This is a genomic window from Streptomyces ficellus (assembly GCF_009739905.1).
Lineage (GTDB): Bacteria > Actinomycetota > Actinomycetes > Streptomycetales > Streptomycetaceae > Streptomyces > Streptomyces ficellus_A.
Genome location: NZ_CP034279.1, coordinates 2,989,737 through 3,003,486, shown reverse-complemented (window position 1 = coordinate 3,003,486; position 13,750 = coordinate 2,989,737). Strand labels below are relative to the sequence as shown.

Below are 13,750 nucleotides of genomic sequence, written 5' to 3'. Positions count from 1 at the left end.
GCAGCCCCCCGTACGACCTGTGGGAGGGCCACGCGCTGGCCCGGACCACGACTCCACACCTGAACCACACCAGGAGAAGCAGTGAAGCGCAGCAAGGCACTCCGCGGCGCGGACGCCAAGGTCGACCGGGAGCGTAACTACGCCCCCCTCGAGGCCGTCCGTCTCGCCAAGGACACCGCCACCACCAAGTTCGACGGCACCGTCGAGGTCGCCTTCCGCCTGGGCGTCGACCCGCGCAAGGCCGACCAGATGGTCCGTGGCACCGTGAACCTTCCGCACGGCACCGGTAAGACCGCCCGGGTCCTGGTCTTCGCGACCGGTGACCGTGCTGCGGCCGCGGAAGCCGCGGGCGCCGACATCGTCGGCTCCGACGAACTGATCGACGAGATCTCCAAGGGCAACCGCCTGAACGAGTTCGACGCGGTCGTCGCCACCCCGGACCTCATGGGCAAGGTCGGCCGCCTCGGCCGCGTCCTCGGCCCGCGTGGTCTGATGCCGAACCCGAAGACCGGCACCGTCACCATGGACGTCGCCAAGGCCGTCAACGAGATCAAGGGCGGCAAGATCGAGTTCCGCGTCGACAAGCACTCGAACCTGCACTTCATCATCGGCAAGGTTTCCTTCGACGAGACGAAGCTGGTCGAGAACTACGCGGCGGCGCTGGAGGAAGTCCTCCGTCTGAAGCCGTCCGCCGCGAAGGGCCGCTACATCAAGAAGGCGACCCTCACCACCACGATGGGCCCCGGCATCCCGCTGGACTCCAACCGCACCCGCAACCTCCTCGTCGAGGAGGACCCGGCCGCCGTCTGAATCTGACGGCAGTCGCGGGTCACGCGCACGAAACCGGCCCCCGCCGCTCGCAGGAGCGGCGGGGGCCGGTTTCTCGTCGTACGGGGCCCGCCCCACGAGCCGGTGGCGCCCGTGGGCCCCCTGGCCCCGTGGAGGCCCCTGTCAGGCCCCCGGAGCCCGGCCGGAGCGCTGCGGTGGCACGGGCGCGCGGGGGCGGGGAGTCACCCGGCCGGCGGCGATTTGCTTGACGGCGGGGCGGTCCCGTACTCTTCCACAGAAGCCAAAGACCGCTGGTCGTTGCTGCGCTCGTCAGAGTCGCGGCGGCCGAAGGATCCGCTAGCTGCGGACGACCCGCGCAGGTGACTGTGGATGAACTCCTGGATACCGCTCCTCGCTGAGCGCGACCGGTTGAGTCACGCCCCGTGCGCCTGCGCCGGGGCGTTTCGTTTTGCCCAGTCTCCTTCCTTCAGCCCACGCGGTCCGAATCACCCGGAAGGAGGCCGAGGCTCATGGCGAGGCCCGACAAGTCTGCTGCGGTTGCCGAGCTGACGGACAAGTTCCGCAGCTCGAACGCCGCCGTGCTGACCGAGTACCGCGGTCTCACCGTGGCACAGCTCAAGCAGCTGCGCCGTTCGCTCGGTGAGAACGCCCAGTACGCCGTGGTGAAGAACACGCTGACCAAGATTGCGGCCAACGAGGCCGGGATCTCGACGCTGGACGACCAGTTCGCTGGTCCGACGGCTGTCGCCTTCATCACCGGTGACCCGGTGGAGTCGGCGAAGGGTCTTCGTGACTTCGCCAAGGAGAACCCCAACCTGATCATCAAGGGCGGTGTCCTTGATGGCAAGGCGATCTCCGCCGATGAGATCAAGAAGCTTGCGGACCTCGAGTCCCGCGAGGTTCTGCTCGCCAAGCTGGCGGGCGCCATGAAGGGCAAGCAGTCCCAGGCTGCCGCGCTCTTCCAGGCGCTTCCCTCGAAGCTCGTCCGCACCGTGGACGCGCTCCGTGCCAAGCAGGCCGAGCAGGGCGGTGCCGAGTAATTCGGCTCGCGCATTGACCGTGGCCCCCTAGGGGCGACGGTCGCAGCGGGCCCAACGTACGCCCGCCTCACATGTACACCCGGCACCAGCCGATTTAGTGGAAGGACCGCCATCATGGCGAAGCTGTCTCAGGAAGACCTGCTCGCGCAGTTCGAGGAGATGACCCTCATCGAGCTCGCCGCGTTCGTTTCGGCGTTCGAGGAGAAGTTCGACGTCACCGCCGCCGCCCCGGTCGCCGTCGCCGCCGCCGGTGTCCCCGGTGCCCCGGCCGAGGCCGCTGAGGAGAAGGACGAGTTCGACGTCATCCTCACCGGTGCCGGCGACAAGAAGATCCAGGTCATCAAGGTCGTGCGTGAGCTGACCTCCCTGGGCCTGAAGGAGGCCAAGGACCTCGTCGACGGCACCCCGAAGCCGGTCCTCGAGAAGGTCGCCAAGGACGCCGCCGAGAAGGCCGCCGAGTCCCTCAAGGCCGCCGGCGCCTCGGTCGAGGTCAAGTAACACCCTGCGGGTCTCCTGACTCGCTCAGACGCTCGTACAGGGCGTTCTCGAAGGGCGATCACCCATCCGGGTGGTCGCCCTTCGGCGTTCCCGGGACGCCTGCCTTGCGCTGGGCGCAGCGCGGAGTATGGTGATCTTCGCCGTGCGCCCCACACGGGCCCCGAGGGCCGGGGGCCTTGACGAACCGCACGCCGCGCGCAATTCTCAGGACGCGCCGTCAACGATCCGGATCCGAGGCATGGATCGGCGGCCGAACGGGCAGTATCGATGTGCGCCAACGGCGCGAGGTGCCGCGGAGTTGAGAACAACGAGGGTCGCGAATTACTCGCCCTGGACATCAGTGAGCCAAGTGGCTACACTGACCCTTTGCGCTGCCTGTTAGCTGCCCCCTGCCCGTCACCAGGGGCATACCCTCGCAAGAGCACAGTTGACCGAGCCTCCTGACCTGGCCTTTTGGCTGACATCGGGAAGTCTGTCTCCGTGTCCGGCGTGGGACCGGTACGCGCGTAGTGAGTCCGAGCCCTCGGAAGGACCCCCTCTTGGCCGCCTCGCGCAACGCCTCGACCGCGAATACGAACAACGGCGCAAGCACCGCCCCGCTGCGCATCTCCTTTGCAAAGATCAAGGAGCCCCTCGAGGTTCCGAACCTCCTCGCGCTGCAGACCGAGAGCTTTGACTGGCTGCTCGGCAACGCCGCGTGGAAGGCTCGTGTCGAGGCGGCTCTGGAGTCCGGACAGGACGTCCCCACCAAGTCCGGTCTCGAGGAGATCTTCGAGGAGATCTCGCCGATCGAGGACTTCTCCGGGTCGATGTCGCTGACTTTCCGCGACCACCGCTTCGAGCCCCCCAAGAACTCGATCGACGAGTGCAAGGAGCGCGACTTCACGTACGCCGCGCCGCTCTTCGTCACGGCCGAGTTCACCAACAACGAGACCGGCGAGATCAAGTCCCAGACGGTCTTCATGGGCGACTTCCCGCTCATGACCAACAAGGGCACCTTCGTCATCAACGGCACCGAGCGTGTCGTGGTGTCGCAGCTCGTCCGCTCGCCGGGTGTCTACTTCGACTCCTCCATCGACAAGACGTCCGACAAGGACATCTTCTCCGCCAAGATCATCCCGTCCCGGGGTGCCTGGCTGGAGATGGAGATCGACAAGCGCGACATGGTCGGTGTCCGCATCGACCGCAAGCGCAAGCAGTCCGTCACCGTCCTCCTCAAGGCTCTCGGCTGGACCACCGAGCAGATCCTCCAGGAGTTCGGCGAGTACGAGTCCATGCGCGCCACCCTGGAGAAGGACCACACCCAGGGCCAGGACGACGCGCTGCTCGACATCTACCGCAAGCTGCGCCCGGGCGAGCCGCCGACCCGTGAGGCCGCTCAGACGCTGCTCGAGAACCTCTACTTCAACCCCAAGCGCTACGACCTCGCCAAGGTCGGCCGCTACAAGGTGAACAAGAAGCTCGGCGCCGACGAGCCGCTGGACGCCGGTGTACTCACCACCGACGACGTCATCGCCACGATCAAGTACCTGGTCAAGCTCCACGCGGGCGAGACCGAGACGATCGGCGAGAACGGCACGCAGATCGTCGTCGAGACCGACGACATCGACCACTTCGGCAACCGTCGTCTGCGCAACGTCGGCGAGCTCATTCAGAACCAGGTCCGCACGGGTCTGGCCCGGATGGAGCGCGTCGTGCGCGAGCGCATGACGACCCAGGACGTCGAGGCGATCACGCCGCAGACCCTGATCAACATCCGGCCGGTCGTCGCCTCCATCAAGGAGTTCTTCGGCACCAGCCAGCTGTCGCAGTTCATGGACCAGAACAACCCGCTGTCCGGGCTGACGCACAAGCGTCGTCTGTCCGCGCTCGGCCCGGGTGGTCTGTCCCGTGAGCGGGCCGGCTTCGAGGTCCGTGACGTGCACCCGTCCCACTACGGACGCATGTGCCCGATCGAGACCCCCGAAGGCCCGAACATCGGTCTGATCGGTTCGCTCGCCTCGTACGGCCGCGTCAACGCGTTCGGCTTCGTCGAGACGCCTTACCGCAAGGTCGTCGAGGGTCAGGTCACCGACGAGGTCGACTACCTGACCGCCGACGAGGAGGACCGCTTCGTCATCGCGCAGGCCAACGCGCCGCTGACCGACGAGCTCCGGTTCGCCGAGGCCCGCGTGCTGGTCCGCCGCCGTGGCGGCGAGGTCGACTACGTCGCGCCCGACGACGTGGACTACATGGACGTCTCGCCGCGCCAGATGGTGTCGGTCGCGACCGCCATGATCCCGTTCCTCGAGCACGACGACGCCAACCGTGCCCTCATGGGCGCGAACATGATGCGCCAGGCCGTTCCGCTGATCAAGGCGGAGGCGCCGCTGGTCGGCACCGGCATGGAGTACCGCTGTGCCACCGACGCCGGCGACGTCATCAAGGCGGAGAAGGACGGTGTCATCCAGGAGGTCTCGGCCGACTACGTCACCGTCGCCAACGACGACGGCACGTACACCACGTACCGCATCGCCAAGTTCTCCCGCTCCAACCAGGGCACCTCGGTCAACCAGAAGGTCGTCGTCTCCGAGGGCGACCGGGTGATCGAGGGCCAGGTCCTCGCCGACGGCCCCGCCACCGAGAACGGTGAGATGGCGCTCGGCAAGAACCTGCTGGTCGCGTTCATGCCGTGGGAGGGTCACAACTACGAGGACGCGATCATCCTGTCGCAGCGCCTCGTGCAGGACGACGTCCTCTCCTCGATCCACATCGAGGAGCACGAGGTCGACGCCCGTGACACCAAGCTCGGCCCGGAGGAGATCACCCGGGACATCCCGAACGTCTCCGAGGAGGTCCTCGCCGACCTCGACGAGCGCGGCATCATCCGTATCGGTGCCGAGGTCGTCGCCGGCGACATCCTCGTCGGCAAGGTCACGCCCAAGGGTGAGACCGAGCTGACCCCGGAGGAGCGCCTGCTCCGCGCGATCTTCGGCGAGAAGGCCCGTGAGGTCCGTGACACCTCGCTGAAGGTGCCGCACGGCGAGACCGGCAAGGTCATCGGCGTGCGCGTCTTCGACCGCGAGGAGGGCGACGAGCTTCCCCCCGGTGTGAACCAGCTGGTGCGCGTGTACGTCGCGCAGAAGCGCAAGATCACCGACGGTGACAAGCTCGCCGGCCGTCACGGCAACAAGGGCGTCATCTCCAAGATCCTGCCGATCGAGGACATGCCGTTCCTGGAGGACGGCACCCCGGTCGACATCATCCTCAACCCGCTGGGTGTCCCGTCCCGAATGAACCCGGGACAGGTCCTGGAGATCCACCTCGGCTGGCTCGCCAGCCGCGGCTGGGACGTCTCCGGCCTCGCGGACGAGTGGGCGCAGCGCCTGCAGGCCATCGGTGCCGACCAGGTCGAGCCCGGCACCAACGTCGCCACCCCCGTCTTCGACGGTGCGCGTGAGGACGAGCTGGCCGGTCTGCTGCAGCACACCATCCCGAACCGCGACGGCGAGCGCATGGTGCTCCCCTCCGGCAAGGCCCGGCTGTTCGACGGCCGCTCCGGCGAGCCGTTCCCGGACCCGATCTCGGTCGGGTACATGTACATCCTCAAGCTCCACCACCTGGTCGACGACAAGCTGCACGCGCGTTCGACCGGTCCGTACTCGATGATCACCCAGCAGCCGCTGGGTGGTAAGGCTCAGTTCGGTGGCCAGCGCTTCGGTGAGATGGAGGTGTGGGCGCTGGAGGCTTACGGCGCCGCGTACGCCCTCCAGGAGCTGCTGACCATCAAGTCCGACGACGTCACCGGCCGCGTGAAGGTCTACGAGGCCATCGTCAAGGGCGAGAACATCCCCGAGCCCGGCATCCCCGAGTCCTTCAAGGTGCTCATCAAGGAGATGCAGTCCCTGTGCCTCAACGTGGAGGTGCTGTCCTCGGACGGCATGTCCATCGAGATGCGCGACACCGACGAGGACGTCTTCCGCGCTGCGGAAGAGCTCGGTATCGACCTGTCCCGGCGCGAGCCGAGCAGCGTCGAAGAGGTCTGACGGGTCTGGCCGGGGCCTCCTCGTGAGGCCCCGGCCCTGCCCCGGACCCGTACAGACCATGATTGAGACTCAAACCCTGAGAGGGATTGACGCATAGTGCTCGACGTCAACTTCTTCGACGAGCTGCGGATCGGCCTGGCCACCGCGGACGACATCCGTCAGTGGTCCCACGGCGAGGTCAAGAAGCCGGAGACCATCAACTACCGCACCCTGAAGCCCGAGAAGGACGGACTCTTCTGCGAGAAGATCTTCGGTCCGACCCGGGACTGGGAGTGCTACTGCGGCAAGTACAAGCGTGTCCGCTTCAAGGGCATCATCTGTGAGCGGTGTGGCGTCGAGGTCACCCGCGCCAAGGTGCGCCGTGAGCGGATGGGCCACATCGAGCTGGCCGCCCCCGTCACCCACATCTGGTACTTCAAGGGCGTCCCGTCCCGCCTGGGCTACCTGCTGGACCTCGCCCCGAAGGACCTGGAGAAGGTCATCTACTTCGCGGCGTACATGATCACGTACGTCGACGAGGAGCGCCGCACCCGCGACCTGCCCTCGCTGGAGGCCCACGTCTCCGTCGAGCGCCAGCAGATCGAGAACCGCCGCGACGCCGACCTCGAGGCCCGCGCCAAGAAGCTCGAGACCGACCTGGCCGAGCTCGAGGCCGAGGGCGCCAAGGCTGACGTGCGCCGCAAGGTGCGCGAGGGCGCCGAGCGCGAGATGAAGCAGCTGCGCGACCGCGCCCAGCGCGAGATCGACCGTCTCGACGAGGTGTGGAACCGCTTCAAGAACCTCAAGGTCCAGGACCTCGAGGGCGACGAGCTGCTCTACCGCGAGCTGCGCGACCGCTTCGGCACCTACTTCGACGGCTCGATGGGTGCCGCGGCGCTGCAGAAGCGCCTGGAGTCCTTCGACCTCGACGAGGAGGCCGAGAAGCTCCGCGAGATCATCCGGACCGGCAAGGGCCAGAAGAAGACCCGTGCGCTCAAGCGCCTCAAGGTCGTCTCCGCGTTCCTGCAGACCAGCAACAGCCCCAAGGGCATGGTGCTGGACTGTGTCCCGGTCATCCCGCCGGACCTGCGTCCGATGGTGCAGCTGGACGGTGGCCGCTTCGCGACCTCCGACCTGAACGACCTGTACCGCCGTGTGATCAACCGGAACAACCGTCTCAAGCGTCTCCTTGACCTCGGTGCCCCCGAGATCATCGTGAACAACGAGAAGCGGATGCTCCAGGAGGCCGTCGACGCGCTGTTCGACAACGGCCGCCGCGGTCGCCCGGTCACCGGTCCCGGCAACCGCCCGCTGAAGTCCCTCAGCGACATGCTGAAGGGCAAGCAGGGCCGCTTCCGTCAGAACCTGCTCGGCAAGCGAGTCGACTACTCGGCGCGTTCCGTCATCGTCGTCGGTCCGCAGCTGAAGCTGCACCAGTGCGGTCTGCCCAAGGCCATGGCGCTGGAGCTCTTCAAGCCGTTCGTGATGAAGCGCCTGGTCGACCTGAACCACGCGCAGAACATCAAGTCGGCCAAGCGCATGGTCGAGCGCGGCCGCACCGTGGTGTACGACGTCCTCGAAGAGGTCATCGCCGAGCACCCGGTGCTGCTGAACCGTGCGCCCACGCTGCACCGCCTCGGCATCCAGGCCTTCGAGCCGCAGCTGGTCGAGGGCAAGGCCATCCAGATCCACCCGCTCGTCTGCACCGCGTTCAACGCGGACTTCGACGGTGACCAGATGGCCGTGCACCTGCCGCTGTCCGCGGAGGCGCAGGCCGAGGCCCGCATCCTGATGCTGTCCTCGAACAACATCCTCAAGCCGGCCGACGGCCGTCCCGTCACCATGCCGACCCAGGACATGGTGCTGGGCCTCTTCTTCCTCACCACGGACGAGGAGGAGCGCGAGGTGCGCGGCGAGGGCCGTGCGTTCAACTCCACCGCCGAGGCGATCATGGCCTTCGACGCCCGGGAGCTGTCGCTCCAGGCGAAGGTCGACATCCGCTTCCCGATCGGCACCGTCCCGCCCCGGGGCTGGACTCCGCCGGTCGCCGAAGAGGGTGAGCCCGAGTGGCAGCAGGGTGACTCGTTCCGTCTGCGGACGACCCTGGGCCGTGCGCTCTTCAACGAGCTGCTGCCCGAGGACTACCCGTTCGTCGACTACTCGGTCGGCAAGAAGCAGCTCTCCGAGATCGTCAACGACCTCGCCGAGCGCTACCCCAAGGTCATCGTGGCGGCGACGCTCGACAACCTGAAGGCGGCCGGCTTCTACTGGGCGACCCGTTCCGGTGTCACCGTCGCCATCTCCGACGTCGTCGTTCCCGAGGCGAAGAAGGAGATCGTCAAGTCGTACGAGGCTCAGGACGAGAAGGTCCAGAAGCAGTACGAGCGCGGTCTGATCACCAAGGACGAGCGCACGCAGGAGCTCATCGCGATCTGGACCAAGGCGACCAACGAGGTCGCCGAGGCGATGAACGACAACTTCCCGAAGACCAACCCGATCTTCATGATGGTGAACTCGGGTGCACGAGGCAACATGATGCAGATGCGTCAGATCGCCGGTATGCGTGGTCTTGTGTCGAACGCCAAGAACGAGACGATCCCGCGTCCCATCAAGGCGTCCTTCCGTGAGGGCCTGTCGGTGCTGGAGTACTTCATCTCCACGCACGGTGCCCGTAAGGGTCTCGCCGACACCGCCCTGCGTACCGCCGACTCGGGTTACCTGACCCGTCGTCTGGTGGACGTCTCGCAGGACGTGATCATCCGCGAGGAGGACTGCGGCACCGAGCGCGGTCTGAAGCTGCGGATCGCGGCCAAGGACGCCGCGGGCGTGCTCCGCAAGGCGGAGGACGTCGAGACGTCCGTGTACGCGCGGATGCTCGCCGAGGACGTCGTCGTCGACGGCAAGGTCATCGCGCCGGCCAACGTCGACCTGGGTGACGTGCTCATCGACGCCCTGGTCAACGCGGGCGTCGAGGAGGTCAAGACCCGCTCGGTCCTGACCTGTGAGTCCGCGGTCGGCACCTGTGCCTTCTGCTACGGCCGTTCGCTCGCCACCGGCAAGCTGGTCGACATCGGTGAGGCGGTCGGCATCATCGCCGCCCAGTCCATCGGTGAGCCCGGTACGCAGCTGACGATGCGTACCTTCCACACCGGTGGTGTGGCCGGTGACGACATCACCCAGGGTCTGCCCCGTGTCGTCGAGCTCTTCGAGGCTCGTACGCCGAAGGGTGTCGCCCCGATCTCCGAGGCCTCCGGCCGCGTGCGGATCGAGGAGACCGAGAAGACCAAGAAGATCGTCGTCACCCCGGACGACGGCAGCGACGAGACGGCCTTCCCGATCTCGAAGCGCGCCAAGGTCCTGGTGCACGAGGGCGACCACGTCGAGGTGGGCCAGAAGCTCACCGCGGGTGCAACCAACCCGCACGACGTGCTGCGCATCCTCGGCCAGCGTGCCGTCCAGGTCCACCTGGTCGGCGAGGTCCAGAAGGTCTACAACTCGCAGGGCGTGTCGATCCACGACAAGCACATCGAGATCATCATCCGGCAGATGCTGCGCCGCGTGACGATCATCGAGTCCGGCGACGCGGAGCTGCTTCCGGGCGAGCTGGTCGAGCGGTCGAAGTTCGAGTCGGAGAACCGTCGTGTGGTCACCGAGGGCGGTCACCCCGCCTCCGGCCGTCCGCAGCTGATGGGTATCACCAAGGCGTCGCTGGCGACGGAGTCGTGGCTGTCCGCGGCCTCCTTCCAGGAGACGACCAGGGTCCTGACGGACGCGGCGATCAACGCCAAGTCCGACTCCCTGATCGGCCTCAAGGAGAACGTCATCATCGGTAAGCTCATCCCGGCCGGTACGGGCCTGTCCCGCTACCGCAACATCCGGGTCGAGCCGACCGAGGAGGCCAAGGCCGCGATGTACTCGGCCGTCGGCTACGACGACATCGACTACTCGCCGTTCGGCACCGGCTCCGGCCAGGCCGTTCCGCTGGAGGACTACGACTACGGTCCGTACAACCAGTAAGCGAGTCGCTTGATCGACCGGAGGGCGGTCACCCCGTTGCGTACGGGGTGGCCGCCCTTCGGCGTGCCTAGTGCTGTGGTCGTAGGTACGGCTGGAGGTGGTGCAGCCGGGTGTGGTGGTCCGGGTGCGAGGAGAGCAGCTTGCTCAGCGGGCTCTCCTGCGGCGGCGGCTGCCCGTGGTACGCGGCGACGGCGGCGGCCTGTGCCTGCTGGTGCTGTTCCGCTTGGTGGAGCTTGTCCAGGACGGCGGCCAGCATGGGGGCGAAGCCGAGGACGGCCGCGTGCCGGTCGGCCCGCAGCTCGGCGCGCCGGCCGACGGCGGCGAGGGCGTACGGCACGGCGAGGACGAGGAGCGGGAGCCCGTACAGGGTGCTGACCGTCGCGTAGGCGATGGCGCCGAAGACCAGCAGCACGAAGCCCATGCCGAAGCAGGAGAACAGCCGGGACACCCTGAAGACCACCGCCGAGACGGTACGCAGCACCCGCCAGGCGATCCGGCCGGGCAGCGCGTACCAGTGGCCGAGCAGCGAGGACCAGGCGTGCCCGCCGACGTGGTGGCCCAACTCGTGCGCCAGGACGGCGGCGAGTTCGCCGTTGGGCAGCCGGTTCATGGCGAACCGGGTCACGCCGACGATGTGCCCGGCGGCGGCCACCGCGTTCAGGTGGTCGCTGTCCTCCACCCACAGCTCGTAGTTGCGGCCCTCCACTCCCGCCCTTGCGGCGACCTCCCGCCACACCGGCTCCAGCCGGGCCCGCTCCTGCGCGGTGGGGTACCGCAGGCGCAGCAGCCGGCGGGCGATGGCGCTCTCGGTGGGGCGGTGGAACACCAGGGCGCCGCTGAGCAGCCAGGCGACGAACAGGATGAGCCCGAACCCGCCGAAGACGAGCGAGACCAGCGCCACGACGAACGCGCTGCACAGGAAGTGGGGGAGGTAGAGCAGCAGGTTGCCGATGGCGGTGGCGTCGGCGCCGCGCTGGCTGTCGGAGAGGTGGATCCGCCGCCGGTCGGTGCTGATGTGGTGCGGGTGGGCGGTGTCGTGGGGAAGCGGACCGGCGGGCCCGGGACCGGGCTGGTGCGGGTGGTGGCCCGGGTGGTCCGGGCGCTGGGCGTGGGGTCGGCGGACGGGCGGGTGGGGGTACGGCGGCGCCTGCGGGGTGTGGGGGTACGGCGGGGCCTGCGGGGGTACGGCGGCGCCTGGGCCGGTGGGGTACGCGGGCGGCGGCGCGGGCTGTGCGGGCCCCTGCCCCGGGTAGCCGGGCGGAACGGCGGCGGGTGCTTCGGGGTACGGGGGCGGGGAGCCCTGGTGGGGCGGCTGTGGTGGCTGGGACATGGTGTTCCTTCGGGACCTTCCGTGGTGTGGGGACGACGTCAGCCGACGAGCAGGGACGTGGGCAGCAGGACCGCACCCGCCGAGAACGCGAGCACCCCGGCGCGTATCCACTGGTGCTTGCGGGCGGCGATGCGGCTGTTCTCGGTGAGTGCCGCGAGGAGCGCGGCCGCGCCGGCGCGCTCGGTCTCGGCGAGCGCCTCCGCCAGCCGGCCCCGGCGCACGGCCTCCCGGATGTCACCGAAGTAGGAGAGGGGCTGACCCGGCTCCCAGGAGGTCCCGCCGTACCGCGGCACGATGGCCAGCAGCAGCGCCAGCAGCGCCACGGCGAGCGCGGCCGTCCCCGCCCACCAGACGGCGGCCCCGGGCGCGGACAGGGCGCTCGGGTTCCAGCCCCGGCCGGCGAGCAGACCGCTCACCACACCGGCGGTCATCCCGAGCGCGGCGACCAGCACGGACGCCTTGTGGTCGGCGCGGGCGATCTCGGAGCGCAGGTCGGCGAGCAGCCGGGCGGCGGCGGCCTCGGGTGCCTCGGGGACGCGGGCCGTCACGGGGCACCGGTCTCGGGGGCGGGCTCCGGCCCGGCCGCCGTCTCGCCATGGTCCGTCCCGCCGGCCGGCTCCCGCGGTGGTACGGGCGGCTGCGCCGGTGGCCGCGGCGGCATGACCGGCGCGCTGCCGTACCCCGGGGGCGGCTGCCAGCCCCGGAAGGCGCCGGCCGCCGGGGCGCCGGGCTGTCGGTCAGCGGGATCCGCGGCCGGAGCGGGTGCCGGGGTGGGTGCCGGAGCCGGGGGAGGTGCCGGGGCCGGAGCGGGAGCCGGAGCGGGAGGTGCCGGCGGTGCGGCCGGGGGCTGTGGGTGTCCCTGCTGCGGCGGGGCCGCCGGGTACGGCTCGTACGAGGGGCGCCCGGGCGCGGCCAGGGGTGCCGCCGACGGCCGGCCCGGGTGGGCGGGGGCGCCGCCGGGGTCGCCCGGCAACGGTGGCGGGGTGCCCTGGGCGACACCGGGGAGGCGCTGGTTCAGGATGTCGCTGACCGCCCGCAGGGCCAGCTGCTTGGGGCCCTCCAGTTCGTAGCTCTCCGCGCCGTCGCTGCCGAGCAGCTGGCCGACCAGGTTCATCTGCGCCTGGATCAGGCGGAGCTGGTCCTCGCGCATGCTCTCCATGACGAGGCGGGAGTCCTCGGGGTGCTGCGCGAGGTGCAGGGCCCAGGCCTGCACGCCGCCCTGTTCGAGGTGCCACTGGTAGAACGCGATCTTCTGCGCCTCGATCTGCTGCATCTCGACCGCCTGGCGGGCCTCCAGCACGGCCCTCTCGTGCTGCCAGGCCTGCTGCTGGAGCACCAGGTCCTGCTCCTGCCGGCCGTGCTCCACGGCGCGGCCCACCTGGAGGGCGTCGTGCTGCCTGCTGCGCCGGTCCAGGGCGGCGTCGTACTCCATGCCGCGCCGCTCGGTGTGGATCTGCTCGGTCGCGGCGTGGTCGATGGCCTGGAGCCGCAGCTGGTGGTCGATGTTCTCCTGGTCGCGCCGCAGCCGGACCGTCCACGTCACCGTCAGCCCGGCCGGGGCGCCCAGCGGGCCGCGCGCGGCCAGGGCGCCCAGCAGTTCCCGCTCGGCGGCCGCGCTCTCGGCGATCGGGAAGCGCCGCGCCACCGGCCGGGCCGCCTGCTCCAGCTCGCCGAGCAGCAGCCGGGGCACGTCCCGGTGGCCGCTCGCCACGAACCGGGCGGGGTCGTCGACCCGCCAGGACAGCTCGGTGACCACCCCGAACTCGAAGGCGTCGTTGTCGCTGGGCAGCCGGATCTCGGCCCGCACCGGATGGACGCCCATGTCGACCTCGTACACCGCGGTGTACCGCTTGGCCGCCGCTTCCGAGCGCGAGGGGCGCCGCGGCGGCAGGTAGGCGTCGTAGGAGCCCTTGGGCGTGGCGAAGACCAGGGCGTGGTCGATGCGGGTCAGCGACTTGCGGGCGAAGTCGAACCGCGAGAGCTGCCGCACGGTGAGCACCGGGTCGGTCAGCTCGGCGTGCCGGTCGGCGTCCTGCGCCCAGTCGTACGGGCGGCGGAAGTCGGGCATGGGG

General features: G+C 69.2%; 8 protein-coding genes. 5 read left to right on the top strand and 3 right to left on the bottom strand.

Going from position 1 to position 13,750, the window contains the following annotated elements:
• Positions 1-81: 81 nt before the first annotated feature.
• The 5 genes from rplA to EIZ62_RS12995 all read left to right on the top strand — a co-directional run bounded on the left by rplA (position 82) and on the right by EIZ62_RS12995 (position 10,348).
• Complete coding sequence (gene rplA, locus EIZ62_RS13015) at positions 82-810, top strand: 50S ribosomal protein L1 (RefSeq protein WP_156692856.1); 729 nt, start codon at positions 82-84, stop codon at positions 808-810.
• A gap of 488 nt (positions 811-1,298) precedes the next feature.
• Positions 1,299-1,829: a 50S ribosomal protein L10 gene (rplJ, locus tag EIZ62_RS13010; protein WP_156692855.1), complete on the top strand. Its 531-nt coding sequence runs from the start codon at positions 1,299-1,301 to the stop codon at positions 1,827-1,829.
• A gap of 114 nt (positions 1,830-1,943) precedes the next feature.
• Positions 1,944-2,327 (top strand): 50S ribosomal protein L7/L12, encoded by a 384-nt coding sequence (rplL, locus tag EIZ62_RS13005; RefSeq protein ID WP_156692854.1) that lies wholly within the window; start codon positions 1,944-1,946, stop codon positions 2,325-2,327.
• Positions 2,328-2,866: 539 nt separating this feature from the next.
• The gene (rpoB, locus tag EIZ62_RS13000) at positions 2,867-6,352 is read left to right on the top strand and encodes a DNA-directed RNA polymerase subunit beta (RefSeq protein ID WP_156692853.1); all 3,486 of its coding nucleotides are present in this window, start codon (positions 2,867-2,869) and stop codon (positions 6,350-6,352) included.
• Between the two features lie 96 nt (positions 6,353-6,448).
• On the top strand, positions 6,449-10,348 hold the full coding sequence (locus EIZ62_RS12995) for a DNA-directed RNA polymerase subunit beta' (protein ID WP_156692852.1): 3,900 nt from the start codon (positions 6,449-6,451) through the stop codon (positions 10,346-10,348).
• A 67-nt stretch (positions 10,349-10,415) separates the two neighbouring features.
• Here the strand turns inward: EIZ62_RS12995 and EIZ62_RS12990 are convergent, their stop codons facing one another.
• From EIZ62_RS12990 to EIZ62_RS32740, 3 genes are read right to left on the bottom strand one after another with little or no spacing between them, the layout of a single operon-like run.
• Complete coding sequence (locus EIZ62_RS12990) at positions 10,416-11,678, bottom strand: M48 family metalloprotease (protein WP_156692851.1); 1,263 nt, start codon at positions 11,676-11,678, stop codon at positions 10,416-10,418.
• Positions 11,679-11,716: 38 nt separating this feature from the next.
• Complete coding sequence (locus tag EIZ62_RS12985) at positions 11,717-12,226, bottom strand: Pycsar system effector family protein (protein ID WP_156692850.1); 510 nt, start codon at positions 12,224-12,226, stop codon at positions 11,717-11,719.
• Positions 12,223-13,746 (bottom strand): hypothetical protein, encoded by a 1,524-nt coding sequence (locus EIZ62_RS32740; protein WP_280117738.1) that lies wholly within the window; start codon positions 13,744-13,746, stop codon positions 12,223-12,225. The genes EIZ62_RS12985 and EIZ62_RS32740 overlap by 4 nt, the downstream gene beginning before the upstream one ends.
• Between the last annotated feature and the right edge of the window lie 4 nt (positions 13,747-13,750).